Annotated in this window: 18 protein-coding genes and 1 other RNA gene; 9 read left to right on the forward strand and 10 right to left on the reverse strand. The window is 65.9% G+C overall.

The features are described from left to right. Positions 1 to 169 precede the first annotated feature (169 nt). Together Q0949_RS09950 and ffs are read left to right on the forward strand one after the other, a co-directional pair. Positions 170 to 1,999, forward strand: a complete 1,830-nt coding sequence (locus tag Q0949_RS09950; RefSeq protein WP_299371119.1) for a 5'-nucleotidase C-terminal domain-containing protein — start codon at positions 170 to 172, stop codon at positions 1,997 to 1,999. Positions 2,000 to 2,040: 41 nt separating this feature from the next. Further along, positions 2,041 to 2,138, forward strand: an RNA gene (gene ffs / locus Q0949_RS09955) — signal recognition particle sRNA small type. Between the two features lie 35 nt (positions 2,139 to 2,173). Here ffs and Q0949_RS09960 read toward each other — a convergent pair. After that, entirely contained in the window at positions 2,174 to 3,043 is an 870-nt protein-coding gene (locus Q0949_RS09960) for an alpha/beta fold hydrolase (protein ID WP_299371122.1), read from the reverse strand. A 90-nt stretch (positions 3,044 to 3,133) separates the two neighbouring features. Here Q0949_RS09960 and Q0949_RS09965 point away from each other — a divergent pair, with 90 nt between their 5' ends. Next, on the forward strand, positions 3,134 to 3,694 hold the full coding sequence (locus Q0949_RS09965; protein ID WP_299371125.1) for a TetR/AcrR family transcriptional regulator: 561 nt from the start codon (positions 3,134 to 3,136) through the stop codon (positions 3,692 to 3,694). Between the two features lie 7 nt (positions 3,695 to 3,701). Here Q0949_RS09965 and Q0949_RS09970 read toward each other — a convergent pair whose 3' ends face one another. Continuing rightward, positions 3,702 to 4,538 carry a neutral zinc metallopeptidase gene (locus tag Q0949_RS09970; RefSeq protein ID WP_299371128.1) on the reverse strand — a complete coding sequence of 279 codons (837 nt, stop codon included), beginning with the start codon at positions 4,536 to 4,538 and terminating at the stop codon, positions 3,702 to 3,704. Between the two features lie 178 nt (positions 4,539 to 4,716). On the opposite strand from Q0949_RS09970, the gene Q0949_RS09975 reads away from it, so the two are divergent. The 3 genes from Q0949_RS09975 to Q0949_RS09985 are packed head-to-tail and all read left to right on the forward strand — an operon-like array spanning position 4,717 to position 7,236. Beyond that, positions 4,717 to 6,465 carry a DNA polymerase III subunit gamma/tau gene (locus Q0949_RS09975; RefSeq protein ID WP_299371131.1) on the forward strand — a complete coding sequence of 583 codons (1,749 nt, stop codon included), beginning with the start codon at positions 4,717 to 4,719 and terminating at the stop codon, positions 6,463 to 6,465. Beyond that, entirely contained in the window at positions 6,441 to 6,890 is a 450-nt protein-coding gene (locus Q0949_RS09980; RefSeq protein ID WP_299371134.1) for a hypothetical protein, read from the forward strand. The genes Q0949_RS09975 and Q0949_RS09980 overlap by 25 nt, the downstream gene beginning before the upstream one ends. A 1-nt stretch (position 6,891) precedes the next feature. After that, complete coding sequence (locus Q0949_RS09985) at positions 6,892 to 7,236, forward strand: YbaB/EbfC family nucleoid-associated protein (protein WP_299371137.1); 345 nt, start codon at positions 6,892 to 6,894, stop codon at positions 7,234 to 7,236. Here Q0949_RS09985 and Q0949_RS09990 read toward each other — a convergent pair. After that, on the reverse strand, positions 7,233 to 7,829 hold the full coding sequence (locus Q0949_RS09990; protein WP_299371140.1) for a hypothetical protein: 597 nt from the start codon (positions 7,827 to 7,829) through the stop codon (positions 7,233 to 7,235). The two genes, Q0949_RS09985 and Q0949_RS09990, sit on opposite strands and share 4 nt — an antisense overlap. Before the next feature lie 130 nt (positions 7,830 to 7,959). Between Q0949_RS09990 and recR the strand changes: the two genes are divergently transcribed. After that, complete coding sequence (recR, locus tag Q0949_RS09995; RefSeq protein WP_299371142.1) at positions 7,960 to 8,553, forward strand: recombination mediator RecR; 594 nt, start codon at positions 7,960 to 7,962, stop codon at positions 8,551 to 8,553. Here recR and ltaE read toward each other — a convergent pair. Together ltaE and Q0949_RS10005 are read right to left on the reverse strand one after the other, a co-directional pair. Then, on the reverse strand, positions 8,550 to 9,593 hold the full coding sequence (gene ltaE / locus Q0949_RS10000; RefSeq protein ID WP_299371145.1) for a low-specificity L-threonine aldolase: 1,044 nt from the start codon (positions 9,591 to 9,593) through the stop codon (positions 8,550 to 8,552). The genes recR and ltaE overlap by 4 nt on opposite strands. A gap of 80 nt (positions 9,594 to 9,673) precedes the next feature. Then, positions 9,674 to 10,432, reverse strand: coding sequence for a cell cycle transcriptional regulator TrcR (locus Q0949_RS10005; protein WP_299371148.1), 759 nt, complete (start codon positions 10,430 to 10,432; stop codon positions 9,674 to 9,676). 126 nt (positions 10,433 to 10,558) lie between these two features. Here Q0949_RS10005 and Q0949_RS10010 point away from each other — a divergent pair, with 126 nt between their 5' ends. Beyond that, positions 10,559 to 11,194, forward strand: coding sequence for a ribonuclease T2 (locus tag Q0949_RS10010; protein WP_299371151.1), 636 nt, complete (start codon positions 10,559 to 10,561; stop codon positions 11,192 to 11,194). Here the strand turns inward: Q0949_RS10010 and Q0949_RS10015 are convergent. The 3 genes from Q0949_RS10015 to Q0949_RS10025 form a co-directional block, all read right to left on the reverse strand. Next, complete coding sequence (locus tag Q0949_RS10015) at positions 11,191 to 12,165, reverse strand: quinone oxidoreductase (protein ID WP_299371153.1); 975 nt, start codon at positions 12,163 to 12,165, stop codon at positions 11,191 to 11,193. The two genes, Q0949_RS10010 and Q0949_RS10015, sit on opposite strands and share 4 nt — an antisense overlap. 68 nt (positions 12,166 to 12,233) lie before the next feature. Further along, positions 12,234 to 13,226 carry an NAD(P)H-quinone oxidoreductase gene (locus Q0949_RS10020; protein ID WP_299371156.1) on the reverse strand — a complete coding sequence of 331 codons (993 nt, stop codon included), beginning with the start codon at positions 13,224 to 13,226 and terminating at the stop codon, positions 12,234 to 12,236. A 99-nt stretch (positions 13,227 to 13,325) separates the two neighbouring features. Continuing rightward, complete coding sequence (locus Q0949_RS10025) at positions 13,326 to 14,021, reverse strand: COQ9 family protein (RefSeq protein ID WP_299371159.1); 696 nt, start codon at positions 14,019 to 14,021, stop codon at positions 13,326 to 13,328. Positions 14,022 to 14,185: 164 nt separating this feature from the next. On the opposite strand from Q0949_RS10025, the gene rpsU reads away from it, so the two are divergent. Further along, the gene (rpsU, locus tag Q0949_RS10030; RefSeq protein WP_007118112.1) at positions 14,186 to 14,392 is read left to right on the forward strand and encodes a 30S ribosomal protein S21; all 207 of its coding nucleotides are present in this window, start codon (positions 14,186 to 14,188) and stop codon (positions 14,390 to 14,392) included. A gap of 84 nt (positions 14,393 to 14,476) precedes the next feature. On the opposite strand, the gene Q0949_RS10035 is transcribed toward rpsU, so the two are convergent. Both Q0949_RS10035 and Q0949_RS10040 read right to left on the reverse strand, forming a co-directional pair. Next, positions 14,477 to 16,225, reverse strand: coding sequence for a methyl-accepting chemotaxis protein (locus Q0949_RS10035; protein WP_299371162.1), 1,749 nt, complete (start codon positions 16,223 to 16,225; stop codon positions 14,477 to 14,479). After that, positions 16,222 to 16,500 (reverse strand): hypothetical protein, encoded by a 279-nt coding sequence (locus Q0949_RS10040; RefSeq protein WP_299371165.1) that lies wholly within the window; start codon positions 16,498 to 16,500, stop codon positions 16,222 to 16,224. Before Q0949_RS10040 ends, Q0949_RS10035 begins: the two co-directional genes overlap by 4 nt. Positions 16,501 to 16,551 lie beyond the last annotated feature (51 nt).

Consider the following 16,551-nt stretch of genomic DNA (forward strand, 5'->3'; position numbering starts at 1 on the left):
CGCTCCCCTCCGCGCCAAGGCCTGTGCCGCCGTTTTGCCAAGGCTTGGCACGGCGGGGCACCCGGCGCAATGGCCGCATCCAAAGCTTGCGCGCAACGCCGCGCGGAATTGTCACCGGAGCGCCACGGCAGGTCTTGCCTTTGCTCTACTTTAGGGTGCACTTGATGGCATGGGCACAACCAAGATACATGCAGATCTCCGTATTTTGGCCACGTCGGACACGCATATGCATCTGACGGGGCAGGATGTGTTGCGCAACACGGTGACGCCCAACCGGGGCTTGGACGTGCTGGCCACGGTGATCTCCGCTGCCCGCCGCGCCGCCCCCGGCACCTCGATCCTGCTCGACAATGGCGACAGCCTGCAAGGCACGCCGCTGGGCGACGCCTGTGCCGCACCGGGCACGGCAGAGCCGCACCCCTGGCCTGCGATGGTCAACGCGCTTGGTTACGACGCGATCGGCCTTGGCAATCACGATTTCGATTTCGGCCTCGGCGTTCTGGAACGGATCACGCGGGCCATCACGCCACCGGTCCTTTGTGCCAGCCTGATCAAGGGGCGCATCGCAAGCGTGCAGGCCAATACCATACTCGTGCGGTCGGTCGCCTGTTCCGACGGCGTACACCGGGATCTGGCGATTGGCATCACCTCCGTCCTGCCGCCGCAAACCGCGATCTGGAACCAGCGCCACCTCGTCGGGCGCGTTGCCTTCGACACCGGGGTCGATGCGACCCGGCGCGCGGTGCGGGCGCTGCGCCGCGGCGGCGCGGATCTGGTCATCCTGCTGTGTCACAGCGGGCTCAGCCCCGTACCCGATGGCGAGGGCGAGAATTTCTCGACCGCCGTGGCCGCACAGGTGCGCGGCATCGACGCCATGGTGCTGGGCCACACCCACCGCCTGTTTCCGGCGGACGATCACGACGGCGGGCCCCAATGCGATCCGGTCAAAGGCACAGTGCACGGCGTGCCTGCGGTCATGCCCGGCTTTGCCGCCCAGGCGCTCGGCGTGATCGATCTGGGCCTGCGCTGGAGCGCGTCAAGGGGATGGCGCGTCGGCAAACACGTGGTGGCCCTGCACACACCCGGCAAGCGGCACACGCCCGACCCGCAGATGACCCGCATCGCAGCCCCTGCCCTCGCCGCCACCCGCGACGCGCTGGATGCGCCACTCGCGCGGACGCAAACAGGCTTCAACAGCTATTTCGACATGCTGCAATCGGGCACGGCAACCAGCCTCGTGGCCCGCGCCATGCGCCGGGTGATCCGCGACCGCGTCCGCGACACGCCGCTGGCCGGTCTGCCCCTGCTGGCCTCGGTCGCACCCATGGCCGTGGGCGGGCGCGCAGGCCCCGACCATTATGTCGACGCCCCCGCAGGCATGATCCGCGAACGCCACGTGTCGATGATGGTGCCCTATCCCAACGTGGTCTGGGCCGCCGTGATGTCGGGACAGGAACTCTGGGCCTGGGCCGAACGCGCCGCGACCTTCTTTGCGCCCGGCGCGTCAGCCGACGGGCTGCTGGTCGATCCGGGCGCCCCGTCCTTCAACTTTGACAGCCTGCACGGCCTGCACACGGTGATCGACCCGTTCAAGCCGCCCAAATACAACGTCATGGGCAAGCCCGTGGCCTCGGACGGCGGGCGCATCGTCTCGCTCAGCCACGCGGGCACGCCCGTTCACCCCGACCACCTGTTCCTTGTCGCCATGACCAGCTATCGCGGCGCGGGCGGTGGCGCCTTTCCCGGCCTGACGCACGAAACGAACATCGTGCGCACCGATGTCGATCTGGCCCATGCCCTGCGCGACGAGATCACAGGCACCGACCTGCCCACGCATCCCGCACCTTCGGTCTGGCAGTTCGTGAACGGGCTCGACGCGTCGGTCCTGATCGAAACCGCCCCTGCGGCGCAGGCGCACCTGAACGACATCGCCCGCTTTGCCCCCGAACCTGCGGGCCGGTCCGAGGCCGGGTTCCTCCGCATCCGCGTCACCATCTGAGGCACCTTGCGCTGCGCGGTCAGGGCGACTATATCACCGGTCGAGAGGTTGGCGCGGGCGAGCGCCTCGCCAACCCGGTCAGATCCGGAAGGAAGCAGCCGTAACGAGCCCCGCTTGGGTCGTTGTCAATCTCTCACCCAGCCACACCGCGCATGTCGCGGTGGGCGCATCCTCCTACCCCTCGATCAACCGCGGCCAAAGCGCTGCATTGCGCCGCGCAAAGGCGCCGATATGCCCGATGGACGCCACCCCGTGGTCCTGCGGCGCAATCGTTACATGCTGCGCACCATCACCATAGACATCCGCCAGCCGCTGCACACAGTGCGGCGGGATCAGGTCGTCATCGGCAAAGGAATACAGGCGCACATCCGCCCGAGACCGCCAGTCCGGCGCAGGCAGGTCCGGCCCGATATCCGCGTCATAGAAATCGCGCGACGTACACCACTTGCGCCACTGCCAGAACACGCCCGCCGGCAGATCCTCGCCCAGCCGCAAGGCCTTGCCCGGCAGATAGCCACACAGCGCCGTGGCCAGTGGCCCCACCGTGAACCAGAAATTCAGCGCAACGGCCCGATACGGCCACGGGTGGTCGGTGTGATGTACCATGCCAGAGGCCACGCCGATCACGCGGGCCACGTCCTCCATTTCGGGCTGGTTGGGCAGCACCATCGCGCCCAGCGAATGCCCGACCACCCAGAGCGGCGTACCCGGCAGGGCCGCGCGCATCGCCCGCCGTGCGGCCACCTGGTCGCGAATGCCCCAATCGGCCATCGTCGCCCGGACCTTGCGCAGCGGCCCCGCGGTCGACCGCCCCAGCCCGCGATAGTCATAGGTCAGACAAGCCATGCCGCGCTCCGCCGCAAGCCACCGCGCGAAATGTGCATAGTAGCTCTGTGGCACACCCGTCGCACTGTTCAGCACAACGGCCGCGAACGGGCGTTGCACGGGCCGGTACATCCGCCCCACCAACTCGGCCCCATCTGCGGACTTGAACGCAAGGGACCGTTCGGAAATGTCCCTCTGAACGGGCGATGAATCGAACATGATGTGGCTCCGGCTTGGATCTGATGAACTAGACCGTTTGGTCTAATCAGCACGCTGGACCAATCGGTCTATTCCTGTCAAGGTAAATCCATGACGGCACAAACCAACGACAGACCACGCCCCACCAAGGATCGACTGATCCTGTCGGCGGCGACCCTGTTCCGCAAACGCGGCTATCACGGGGTTGGCATGGCGGACATCCTCGCCGCCGCGCAGGCGCCCAAAGGGTCTCTCTACCATCACTTTCCCAACGGCAAATCCGACCTCGCCATCGCCGCTGCCACATGGGCCTCCGATGAAATGCTGCGCCTCATCGCAGCCAGTTTCGACGGCGCCGACACGTTCAGTGACGGGGCGGCCACGCTGTGCCACAAGCTGGCGAAACTCTTTGACGTGACCGGGTGGGACACCTGCCCCATCGCCGCAACCCTGTTCGAAGGGCCCGACGACATGGGCTTTCGCGACCACGCCGCGCATATCTACGAAGGCTGGGTAACCGAGGTCTACGACCATGCCGAACGGCTCGGCCTGTCAGAAACAGACGCCCACGCCAAGGCCGAACACCTCTTTGTCCTGATCGAAGGCGGCTGGACCCTGTCGCGCGCGCGGCGCAATTCGGACGTGCTGCGCCGCCTGGCCAAGCAGGTCTGAACCCGCCCTACAACCTGCGCGCCGCGAAGGTGTCGCAATCGGCAATCATCCCGGAATCATAGCCGCGCTGGAACCACCGCGCCCGCTGGTCGGATGTGCCATGGGTGAACGTGTGCGGCTGCGGCACCCGGCCCGCCTGCCGTTGCAGATGATCATCCCCGATCATCCGCGCCGCGTTCAACGCCTCTTGCAAGTCGCCCCGCTCCATCAGGTCACCGACATTGCGCGCCCAGATCCCGGACAGGCAATCGGCCATCAACTCGGACCGCACGGTCAACTGGTTGGCCTCGGTCTGGCTCGCCTGGTTGCGCGCCTGCTGGAGCCTGTTCAGAATGCCCAGCTCGTTCTGGATATGGTGCGCGACCTCGTGGGCGATCACGTAGGCCGCCGCGAAATCACCACCCGCACCCAGCCGGTCGCGCATCGTGGTGAAAAACGCCGTGTCGAGATACGCCTTTTCGTCCGCCGGGCAATAGAATGGCCCCGTAGCACCCGACGCCCCGCCGCAGGGGCTGGACGTCACGCCGGAATACAGCACCATGACAGGCGGGTCATAGGGGCGGCCCAACTGCGCGGGAAACTCACGGCTCCACACCGCTTCGGTGGTGGCCAGAACACGCGCGGCAAACTCGCCCTCGCGCTGGTCGGCCTCGGTGACCGGACGGCTGGCCTGGCTGGGTGCGGATCCGCCTGACAGGAACGGCATCACGTCAATGCCGGTCACCCAGCCGATCACGAGAACGATTAATATCCCGCCAATGCCCAGACCGCCCGCCGCTCCGGCGCGCCCCCGGCCCCGGCGGTCTTCGATGTTTCGACTTCTGGTGATCCCGCGCAGGCGCATGGCGATGTCCTCTCTTTGCCGATCAACGCATAAGCGGCGCGACAGGTTCCTGTCAGCCAAAAACTGCGCCCGCGTGAAAACCCGGCCCGATATCGCCCCGCGCGCCCAAGGCAGCGGTGGACGCCGCGCGCGCCGCCCCCTAGTGTCGCGTGGTCACTCCGAATCCGCATTGAGGCCCATGTCAGACGAGACCCAAACATATCAGGTTCTGGCCCGCAAATACCGGCCCGAAACCTTTGCCGATCTGGTCGGTCAGGACGCGATGGTGCGGACGCTGAAAAACGCGTTCGAGGCCGACCGAATCGCGCAGGCCTTTGTGATGACCGGCATCCGCGGCACCGGCAAGACGACCACGGCCCGGATCATCGCCAAGGGGATGAACTGCATCGGCCCCGACGGGACAGGCGGCCCCACAACCGAACCTTGCGGGCAGTGCGAACACTGCGTCGCGATCATGGAAGGGCGGCATGTCGACGTGCTCGAGATGGACGCCGCCTCCAACACCTCCGTCAATGATATCCGCGAGATCATCGACAGCGTACACTATCGTGCGGCCTCTGCGCGCTACAAGATCTACATCATCGACGAAGTGCACATGCTGTCCACCAGCGCCTTCAACGCGCTTTTGAAAACGCTCGAAGAGCCACCCGCCCACGTCAAGTTCATCTTTGCCACGACCGAGATCCGCAAGGTGCCCGTCACGGTCCTGTCACGGTGCCAACGGTTTGACCTGCGCCGGATCGAGCCCGAGGTGATGATCGCCCTGATGCGCAAGATCGCGACCGCCGAAGGGGCCGAGATTGCTGATGACGCGCTGGCGCTGATCACCCGCGCCGCCGAAGGGTCGGCGCGCGATGCCACGTCTTTGCTTGATCAGGCGATATCGCATGGTGCGGGCGAAACCACCGCGGATCAGGTGCGCGCCATGCTGGGTCTGGCCGACCGGGGCCGGGTGCTCGATCTCTTTGACATGATCCTCAAAGGCGATGCCCACGGCGCGCTGACCGAACTGGGCGGGCAATATGCCGATGGTGCCGACCCGATGGCCGTGCTGCGCGACCTCGCCGAGATCACGCACTGGGTGTCCGTGGTCAAGATCACCCCCGAGGCCGCCGACGATCCGACCATCTCTCCGGACGAACGCAGCCGCGGTCTGACCATGGCCGAGGCGCTGCCGATGCGGGTGCTGACGCGGCTGTGGCAGATGCTGCTCAAGGCGCTGGACGAGGTCGCCGCCGCCCCCAACGCCATGATGGCCGCCGAGATGGCGATCATCCGCCTGACCCATGTGGCCGACCTGCCCAGCCCTGACGAGCTGGTCCGCAAGCTGCAAAACGCAACCCCGCCCCCGGCCGCCGCACCTGCGCCAAGCGGGGGGTCTGCATCGTCGGGCGGTGTGCAAGCGGTGCAGCAAGCCCAGACCCGCATGGCCGCGCAGCCCAACGCCTCAGGCCAGACCACGGCGCTGGCCCGTGACGTCGACGCCGCACTCGCGCGGTACCCGACCTTTGAACACGTGCTCGAGTTGATCCGCGCCAATCGGGACGTCAAGCTGCTGGTCGAGGTTGAAACCACGCTGCGCCTCGCCGCCTACCAGCCGGGCCGCATCGAATTCGTGCCCACCGAAAACGCGCCGCGCGATCTGGCGCAACGGCTGGGGCAACGGCTGCAACTGTGGACGGGCAACCGCTGGGGCGTGTCGGTCGTCAACGAGGGCGGCGGCAAGACCATCGCCGAGGTGCGCGACGCCGAAGAGCTGGCGCTGAAGTCGCAGGCCGAGGCGCACCCGCTGGTGCAGGCCGTTCTGGCCCAGTTCCCCAAGGCGCGGATCACCGCGATCCGCACCGCCGAAGAGATCGCGAACGAGGCCCATATCGAGGCCCTGCCGGAGGTGGATGACGAGTGGGACCCGTTCGAAGAAGACTGATATCCGGCACTCTGTCCCCGCGGGGACAGCTCTATGCCCTTGGAACAGCTGTATCTTTTTTTCCGCGCGCCGCATGGGCGGAGGTCTGCGACAAGCCCTATCCCGACTGGGACGGCACGCGCGTCACCGCGCTGGGTGAGGCGGTCAGCCTGTTCACGTCGCCTGCGGGCATTGCCCTGCTGCTCATGTCGCTGGTGGCGCTGCGGTTCCGGCAGCAATGGGTCGGGCTGGCCGCGGTGATCCTGTGGACGGTGTTCATCACCGTGGTCACCATGGCCGACCCCACCGGCCTGCGTGCCGACATGCTGGCCGAGGGCTGTGTCGGCGCACCCACCTTGTTCATCGTGGCCGTGGCTGCGATATGTGTGGCGATTGTTTTATGGACCAAGCCGCGTTCGGGCGGCGCAGACGGATCGGAGACTTAGGATGCTCAAAGGACTTGGCGGGCTCGGCGACATGGCCGGGATGATGAAAAAAGCGCAGGAAATGCAGACCAAGATGGCCGAGATGCAGGACGAGCTGCACAATGTCATGGTCACCGGCGAAAGCGGCGCGGGTCTGGTCAAGGCGACGGCGACGGCCAAGGGCGAGTTGACCGCGCTCGACATCGATCCGTCGATCTTTAACGGCGATGACAAGGAAGTGGTCGAGGACCTGATCCTTGCCGCGATCAAGGATGCCCAGGCCAAGGCCGCCGAAAAGGCGCAGGAAGAAATGGGCAAGCTGACCGAAGGGCTGGGCCTGCCGGCGGGGATGAAACTGCCCTTTTAGGGCGCGCCCTCGGGCTTGTCGGGCACCTGGCTCATGTCGGCCCGCGCCGCCGACGGGCGGTTGCGGACATAGCGGCGCACCCCCAGCAGGAACGCCAGAAACGTCATGTAGACGGTGAATGTCAGGCTGAGCCGGGCGACGCCCTCGCGAAAGGTCAGGGCACGGGCGCCTTGGGTCGGGTCGCGGCGCGTGCCGTGTTCCGCACCCACGGCGGCATCCGCACCGCCAGCGACCTGACCCGACCCCGCGCAATCGGACTGGATCGCCGCACCCAGCCGCGCCACGGGGTCGCGCAGATCATCACTTAGCCGAATGCCACGCCCATCCGCCAGAGCCACCGCCACGTCGATCACGGCGGCGGCCGCACGGGCATCGCGGCGCGCCACATCCTGCGCCAGATGTTGTTTCAGCTGGTCCGGGACAATGCCACCCACCGTTCGGGCCAATCGGTTGCGGTGATGGATCGACACCTCGCCCCCCGCCTCCAGCACAGCCAGCAGTGTGGTGTTCACACTGCGCAGCGGCGCGGGATAGGCGCAGGCCACGGCCAGCCCCGGCACCGCACAGATGATCCACGCCCAGATCAGGGCCATCCAAGTTCCACGATTCAAAACGCTGCGCCTTCTGCTGCCCATGGCGGGACGCTAGTGATCTTTGGTTGAGATTGGGTGAACCCATATCACCCCTTTTTGTTCTGCGGAAAACGCAATAGGATTCAACGCCATGAGCAGCACCCGCGACATTGACGCCCTGATCGAGATGATGGCGAAACTGCCCGGCCTTGGGCCACGGTCCGCGCGGCGCGCGGTGCTGCACCTGATCCGCAAACGCGCGCTGTTGCTGACGCCGCTGGCCGATCTGATGCAGACCGTGGCGGCCACGGCCCGCGAATGCCTGAACTGTGGCAATGTCGGCACCACCGACATCTGCGACATCTGCACCTCGGAAAAGCGCGCAAATGGCGAGCTGTGCGTTGTCGAGGACGTAGCCGACCTGTGGGCGATGGAACGGTCAGGCGTGTTCAAGGGCCGCTATCACGTGCTGGGCGGGACGCTGTCGGCGCTGGACGCCATTGGCCCGCAGGAGTTGCGCATTCCGCGCCTGATCGACCGGGTCGCGACCGAAAATATCACCGAGGTGATCCTGGCGCTGAATGCCACGATCGACGGGCAGACCACGGCGCATTACATTGCCGACCAGCTGGACGGGCAGGTCACGCTGACGTCACTGGCGCAGGGGGTGCCGATTGGCGGAGAGCTGGATTACCTCGACGATGGCACGATCACCGCCGCGCTGCGGGCGCGCAAGGCGCTCTAGCCGCCGAAAAAGCTGCGGAACCCGTCGGTTGCCGCTGTCAGCCCCGCCTCGGTCACATCCTTGTGCAGCACCAGGCGCGTGGTTCCGGTGGCCCCGCTGAGGGTGACGCCATGGGCCGCCATGTGCTGTTGCAGGGCCGGGGTCACGCCGCCATCGGGTGTGAAAAAGATCATGTTCGTCGCCTGATCCACCGTGCCGAATTGCGACAGGGTCTGGCCCAGCCGTTCGGCGCGGGCGCGGTCCTCGGACAGGCGCATAACGTTGTGGTCCAGCGCGTGCAGGCCCGCCGCCGCCAGAATGCCCGACTGGCGCGTGCCGCCGCCCAGCATCTTGCGCCAGCGCCGCGCCCGGTCGATCAGGTCGCGCGGCCCCACAAGAACCGAACCGACGGGCGCGCCCAGCCCCTTGGACAGGCAGATCGACACGGTATCGACGATCCCCGCAAGGTCCTGTTCGGCGCAACCCAGCGCCTCGACCGCATTGAAAAACCGCGCGCCGTCCAGATGCACCGACAGCCCCGCCGCCCGCGCCGCATCCGCCGCCGCCCGGCACCGATCCAGAGACACCGCGTGGCCGTTATGCGTGTTCTCGAGGCACAAAAGGCGGGTGATCGCATGATGCGAATCGTCATCCTTGATCGCCGCCGTGACCGCACGGGCCTCGAGCGCGCCGTCCTCGGCCACCGCCAGCGGATCAAGCGCAATGCCTCCCAGCACCGACGCGCCCGCGGCCTCGTATTTGTAGACGTGGTAGCCGCGCCCCACGAGGATCTCTTCGCCCCGCGCGCAATGGCTGAGCAGCCCCACCAGGTTGCTTTGCGTACCCGAAGTCAGGAACAGCCCCGCCTCCTTGCCCAGCCGTTCGGCCAGCGTCTCCTCGAGCCGGGTGACGGTCGGGTCCTCGCCGTAGACATCGTCGCCCACGGCGGCATCGGCCATCACCGCGCGCATGGCCGCATCGGGGGCAGTGACCGTGTCACTGCGCAAATCCGCCAGAACAGGGACGGCAGGCGCGGTATCGACAGAGGCGTATTGGTTCATCGGAACGGACCTTTGCAGCAATAAAAAACGGGCACGCCCACACTAGGCGCGCCCGTATCCGAGTGACAAGCCGGTTTGCCTCAGGGCTGTTCGTCTTCGTCGTCGCCACCGCCCTTGGGCAGGTTGAACAGGCTGTCCGCATCCACGAGGGTCGAGGTGTCGTCCTCGTCATCATCCTCGACATCCATCGACAGCGAGAACGTCTCGAGCCCTTCGATGGCGGTGGGGATCTTGGGCTCGGCCTCCATGCCGAGGCTTTGTTCGGTGCTGACCAGCTTGCGGCGTTCATCATCCGACATCACGGCCCCGTCGGCGGCCTTCTTGGCGGCGGCCTTTTGCACGGCGGCGTCCAGCTCCGTCTGCTTGGTCAGGCCGAGTGCCACCGGATCCACCGGCTGGATGTTCGAGATGTTCCAGTGCGTACGCTCGCGAATCGACTGGATCGTCGGCTTGGTCGTGCCAACCAGCTTCGAGATCTGGCCATCGGTCAGCTCGGGGTGGAACTTGACCAGCCAGTAGATCGCGGCGGGACGGTCCTGACGCTTGGACAGCGGGGTATAACGCGGGCCGCGGCGCTTTTCCTCGCCCACGGCGGCGGCGTTGAATTTCAGGCTCAGCTTGTGCAGCGGGTTCTTTTCCGCCTCGTCGATCTCACCTTGGGTCAACTGATTGTTTGCAATCGGATCAAAGCCCTTGACCCCTGCCGCCACATCGCCGTCCGCGATGCCCTGCACTTCCAGCTCGTGCATGCCGACGAAATCCGCGATCTGCTTGAAGCTGATCGTCGTGTTGTCCACCAGCCAGACGGCGGTGGCCTTGGCCATGATCGGTTTTGCCATTGTCATGCTCCTTCGCGCATATCTGTCCCGTCGCCTGAAATCGGCGGCCTTGGCGTCCAAGGCGGGTTTCCGTTGTGGGGGAACTTGGACGCGATATAGTCGCGCCAACGGAAAAAGGAAAGCCTTATGCGCATTGTGTTGATCTGGATGATGATGTGGCTGCCCGGCTGGGCCACGGCCGAAGGCGAGCGCGCGGGCACATTCGACTACTACGTCCTTTCGCTCAGCTGGTCGCCGAACTGGTGCGCCTACGAAGGCGACGCGCGCGGATCGGATCAATGCGACGCACGCCACGACCACGGCTGGATCCTGCACGGGCTGTGGCCACAGTTCCACCGCGGCTTCCCCTCTTACTGCCGCACCGCCGAACGCGCCCCCAGCCGTGCGATGACGCGCGACATGGCCGACATCATGGGCACGTCCGGCCTCGCCTGGCACCAATGGAAGAAACACGGGGTCTGCACCGGCCTCTCGGCGCCCGCCTACTACGCGCTCTCGCGCGAGGCCTATGCCCGCGTCACCCGCCCGGCCGTCTTTCGCAAGCTGGACAAGACCGTGCGCCTGCCCGCCTCGGTGGTCGAGGATGCGTTTCTGCAAGCCAACCCGGATATGGAACCCGACGGCGTCACCATCACCTGCCGCGACGGCCACATTCAGGAGGCGCGCATCTGCCTGAGCCGCGACCTCGACCCCGTGCCCTGCGGCCGCGACGTCGTGCGCGACTGCACGGCGCGCGACGCGCTCTTCACGCCGGTCCGCTAGATCTCGATCACCGTCGACCCGGTGGTCTGGCGTGCCTCCAGCGCGCGGTGCGCTTCGGCCACGTCATCCAGCTTGAACCGCTGGTCGATGCGCAATGTCACGTCGCCCGCAATGACCTTGCCGAACAGCCGGTCCGCCATCGCCCGCAGCGTGTCGGGATTGCTGATATGGGTGAACAGGGTGGGCCGCGTGATCTTCAGCGATCCCTTCTGCCCCAGAAGGCCGATGTTCAGCGGCGGCACCGGGCCGGACGCATTGCCAAAGGACATGAACATCCCCAACGGCTTGAGACAATCAAGCGACCCGTCAAACGTGTCCTTGCCCACGGCATCCATCACGACATCCACCCCGACATCTCCGGTCAGCTCCCGCACACGCGGCACGAAATTCTCGGCCCGGTAGTCAATGCAATGGGCCGCCCCATGCGCCAGCGCCAATGCGCATTTCTCCGGCCCGCCGGCGGTTCCTATCAGGGTAATGCCCTCCGACCGGGCCCACTGGCAGGCGATCAGACCAACGCCACCCGCCGCCGCCTGGAACAACACCGTGTCGCCTGCAGCCAAGGGCGCGGTCCGGTGAAACAGGTACTCCGTGGTCAACCCCTTGAGCATCATCGCCGCGGCCACATCAAACGGCACCGCATCGGGCAGCTTGACCACTTGCGCGGCAGGCATCACCCGCGCCTCCGCATAGGCACCGGGCGGCATCGCGGCATAGGCCGCACGATCCCCAACCGCCAGATGGTCAACACCCTCGCCCACCGCATCGACAACACCCGCGGCCTCCATGCCCAGCGCATGCGGCAAGTCCATCGGGTAGAGCCCCGTGCGCTGATACACATCTATGAAATTCAGCCCGATGGCCTTGTGCACGATCCGGATCTCGCCGGGGCCGGGCTCCCCAACCGCCTGATCCACGATGCGGAACTGCTCTGGCCCGCCATGTTCCTCGATGATCGCCGTCTTTGCCATGGTCTGTCCTTCCTTTCGCGTCAAATACCTTGGGGGTGAGGTGCACCGCACCGAGGGGGCAACGCCCCCTAGTCACCGCCTGCCACCGCCAGAACGATCTTGCCGATATGGTCCGAGCTTTCCATCCGCGCATGTGCCTCTGCCGCCTGGGTCAGCGCAAATTCGGAATCCATCACCGGACCGATGCGCCCCGCCGCCAGCAACGGCCAGACCGCCTCACGCAAATCCTGCGCAATCCGGGCCTTGGCCAGATCGCTTTGCGGACGCAGGGTGCTGCCGGTCATGGTCAGACGCCGGGTCATCAGCTGCACCATGTTCAGCTCGACCTTGGGGCCCTGCAAAAACGCGATCTGCACCAGCCGCCCGTCATCGGCCAGCGCTGACAGGTTGCGCGGGATATAGGGCCCGCCCACCATGTCGAGGATGAGATCCGCACCACCCTCTTCCTTCATCCGAGCCACAAAATCGGTGTCGCGATAGTTCATCGCCACCTCCGCGCCCAGATCCCGGCAGGCCTGACACTTTTCTTCGGACCCGGCAGTGGCAAAGACGCGCGCGCCGAAATGATGCGCCAGCTGGATGGCCGTCGTGCCGATGCCGGACGATCCACCATGCACCAGAAATCGCTCGCCGCCCTTCAGACCACCACGGGTGAAGACATTTGACCAGACGGTGAAATAGGTCTCGGGCAGGCAGGCTGCCTGTTTCAGGCTCAGACCCTCTGGCACGGGCAGGCAATGCGCGGCCGGGGTCGCCACATATTGCGCATAGCCCCCACCGGGCAAAAGCGCACAGACCCGGTCGCCCACGGCCCAGCCGCTCACGCCCGGACCGATGGCGGCAATGGTGCCCGACGCCTCCAGCCCCGGCAGGTCGCTGGCGCCGGGTGGCGGATTGTAGAGGCCTGCGCGTTGCAGCGCATCGGGCCGGTTGACCCCGGCCCAGGCCACCGCGATCACCACCTGCCCATGGCCAGGCGCGGGCCGCGCGCGCATCACGGGCGTCAGCACCTCGGGGCCACCGGGCTTTGAAATCTCGATTGCCTGCATCTCGTCCGCCATGGTGGTCGCTCCCTCTGTCGCCTGTTGCGCCCACCGTATCCCGTTTCAAATCCGGAAAGGAACCGAAATGCGCGGACCGATCGACATCACCGCACGGCGTCAGTCGCGGGGCGGGGACCACATGCCAGGCAGGTCCGCATTGGGCATGCGGGGCGGGGCCTTGATCTGGCTCAGCACCCAGTTCGGTCCGGCCAGAAGCGCGCTGAGCGTCTTGCTGTCGCGTACCTGCGCCTTGACCTTTTCGATCTGCATCACGTCGTCGATGCGCCGGTCAAGAAAGGCCCAGGTCGCCTGATTGTCAGTGCTGTCATCGCCCAGCCAATAGAGCACGGTCGCGCTGTAGACACCCGCCAGGGTTGCGCGTTTGGTGTACCAGTTCACGTCGTCGGACGTGTCGCCCAGCGTATCCCAGATCAGGTCTGCCGTGCCCCAGATCGCCTTGGCCCCGTCGGCCGCATGCATCGGCAGGGCAAAGAGCGTCGTCCCGCGTCGCACGGCTTCCTTGTCCGACACGGCCTCGATGCGAAAGCGGACGGCGGCGGCAATCTTGTCGCGGAACCGCTCCGGCAAGGCGTCGGATTTGAGCCGGTCCACCATCGCCGCGTCACCGCGCGCGTGGTAGGCCAGCGCCAGATCAACGGCGCCGCGTGGGCACATCGCGCGCGCCATGGTGATGTCGATTTCCGCGTCACGGGCGGCTGCGACAAAGGTCGTCTCGGACCAGCCGTCAAACGGCACGTGCAAGAGCGCGGCATCCAGAAGGCGGTCGATCAGGTCTTGGGGTGTCTGTACCATGCCCAAGAGCTAGAGCGCGCGCGGGGTCCGGGCAAGGGGGCGCGGGGTCGCATCTGCCTTGACATCCTTAGGCGCGTCGGGCTGGACAAACGGCCCGGCCTTTGCTATGCGGCCACTTCCTGCAAATCCTTGCAACTCGAATCTAGAAAGGTGGTGACAACCACATGCAGGTTAGTGTTCGCGACAACAATGTCGATCAGGCCCTCCGGGCTCTGAAGAAAAAGCTCCAGCGCGAAGGCGTGTTCCGTGAAATGAAGCTCAAGCAACATTTCGAGAAACCGTCCGAGAAAAAAGCGCGCGAGAAAGCTGAAGCGATCCGCCGTGCCCGCAAGCTGGCACGCAAAAAAGCACAGCGCGAAGGCATGATGTAAGTCATCCCGACGCAATTTGTGTCAAGAATTTCAACCCCCGTGGCCCCGGCTGCGGGGGTTTGTTTTTGCCGGGTCGCTGCGCACCTAGCCCGCCCGCAGCATGTCCGGTGCAACCGGTCCGATCCGAGCGCCCGGGTCGTCGTCCTGTACCACGTGATCCAGCCGGAAGCTGCGCAAGCGGTCCGAAATGTGTTCCATCCCCGCCGTCAGCGCGATGCAGGCGGCGCTGGTTTCCTCGAACATGGCCGCGTTGCTTTGTGCGACGGCGTCCAGATCGCCGACCGTCGCATTCACAGCGCTGAGCCCGTTGGACTGTTCTTCGGCGGCATGGGCAATGCGTTCGACTGCGGCGGTCATGTCGGCGATGGAGGTCACGATCCCTTCCAGCGCCTTGCCCGCCTGCCCCACGAGGCCCACGCCATCCTGTACCTGTGCGCCGCTGCGTTCGGTCAATTCGTTGATGCCGCGCGCCGCCTCGGTCGCGCGTTGGGACAGCGCCCGCACCTCGGAGGCGACAACGGAGAAACCGCGCCCCGCCTCGCCGGCACGGGCCGCCTCGACACCGGCGTTCAGGGCCAGCAGATTGGTCTGGAACGCGATCCCGTCCATGACCGCGTTGATCTTGGCAATCTCTTGCGACGAAGCTTCGATCTCGCTCATCGCGGCAATGACACGGCGGACAACTTCGCCGCCCGCAATGGCGTCTGACTTGACCGCGCTGGCCGCGGCGGCCGTTGCCTTGGCGTTTTCGGTCGAAGCGCGCACGGTCGTGTGCAGGCTGTCGATCGCGGCCCCCGTGGCCTCGAGCGAGGCGACCTGCTTGTCCGTGCGTTCCGACAGGTCGTTGGCCGACGAATTCACGCCCGCCACCTGTTCCATCAGCGCATTGGTGTTGGTCGCCACATCCCCCAGCGCGGACGCGAGGTTGCGGATTGCGCGGTTGTAATCCGAGCGCAGCGGCTCGTACGCGTCGGGAAATGCGATTTCGATGGGCGAGGACAGATCACCTTGCGCCACCCGCGCCAGCGCCGACCGCAATGCTGCGACCACGCGCTCCTGTTCGTCCAGCACAGCCTGTTGTGCCGCGGCACTGCGAGCCTCGCTCTCGCGCACTTCTGCATCGGATTTGGCGCGCGCAGCCTGTTCGACCTCAAGCTGGTTCAACAGGATCTCGGCCTCTTTCTGGGCAGATTGCGCACGCGCGGTTTCAGCCTCTGCGGCAGATTGCGCGGCTGTGGCCATGTCACTCGCCTGCTCGGCCCGTTCCGTGGCCTCGGTCGCAGATTTCAGAGCGCGGTCAATCTGCCGCGTCAGGCTGAGCCGGATACGCACAGCCCACCCGAGCACAAGCACCTGCAAGGCGACGATGGCGCCGTGAAACAGGACACGTTCAATATTGTGGAGAAAGTCAGTCGTCGGGAACACCAGTTGCGGTACAAATACACCCAGCGACAGGTGATGCAGAACGGTGGTGCCCGCCGCCAGAAGAATCGCACGGAAATCCACAAGGCCCACCAACGCGGACAGGGCGACAAAGAAGAACATGTGCGAGTCGATTTGCCAGCCCGTCCCGGACATGACCGCCACAAAGGCGATCGCCTGCGCGATGACCATTTGCCCAACCACCAGCCTGTAGCCGGGAAATTCTGTTCGCACTGACCAGTACCCGACCCCCGCGGCCACCGCGCCAAGGACGCCCGGCAGCACCGAATCGATGGGCAAGAGAAGACCGGCAGCGGCGATACAGACGGCAAAGATCCCGCACCATTTGACCAGCCATCCCGCCGCACGCAGGCGCGACGCGTCAAGCGCACTCATTACATCGTGGTTCATGTTTTTACTCCACATATCGCGGCGAGCGCATCGGCCGGAACAACCCACCACGCGCCCGCGGCCTGCGCCGTGTGGGCCAGATCGGGGTGATCGGATTGAATCAGGACACCGAAAGGCGCGCGTTCAGGGCCGATGACACGCCCGCCCAGCGCAGACACCATCGCGCCGCTGTCCAGCCAGGGCGGCACGATCACCAGCATCACATCGCCGTCTGCGCGCGGCGCCGTGGCCAGCGCCATCACCGGCCCCGCGACCACCAGCAGAAACATCATCATCCAAACGCGCATCATACACCATCGACCAAAACCGAGGCTGTGATAGCGCGG

This window comes from uncultured Tateyamaria sp., assembly GCF_947487805.1.
GTDB lineage: Bacteria > Pseudomonadota > Alphaproteobacteria > Rhodobacterales > Rhodobacteraceae > Tateyamaria.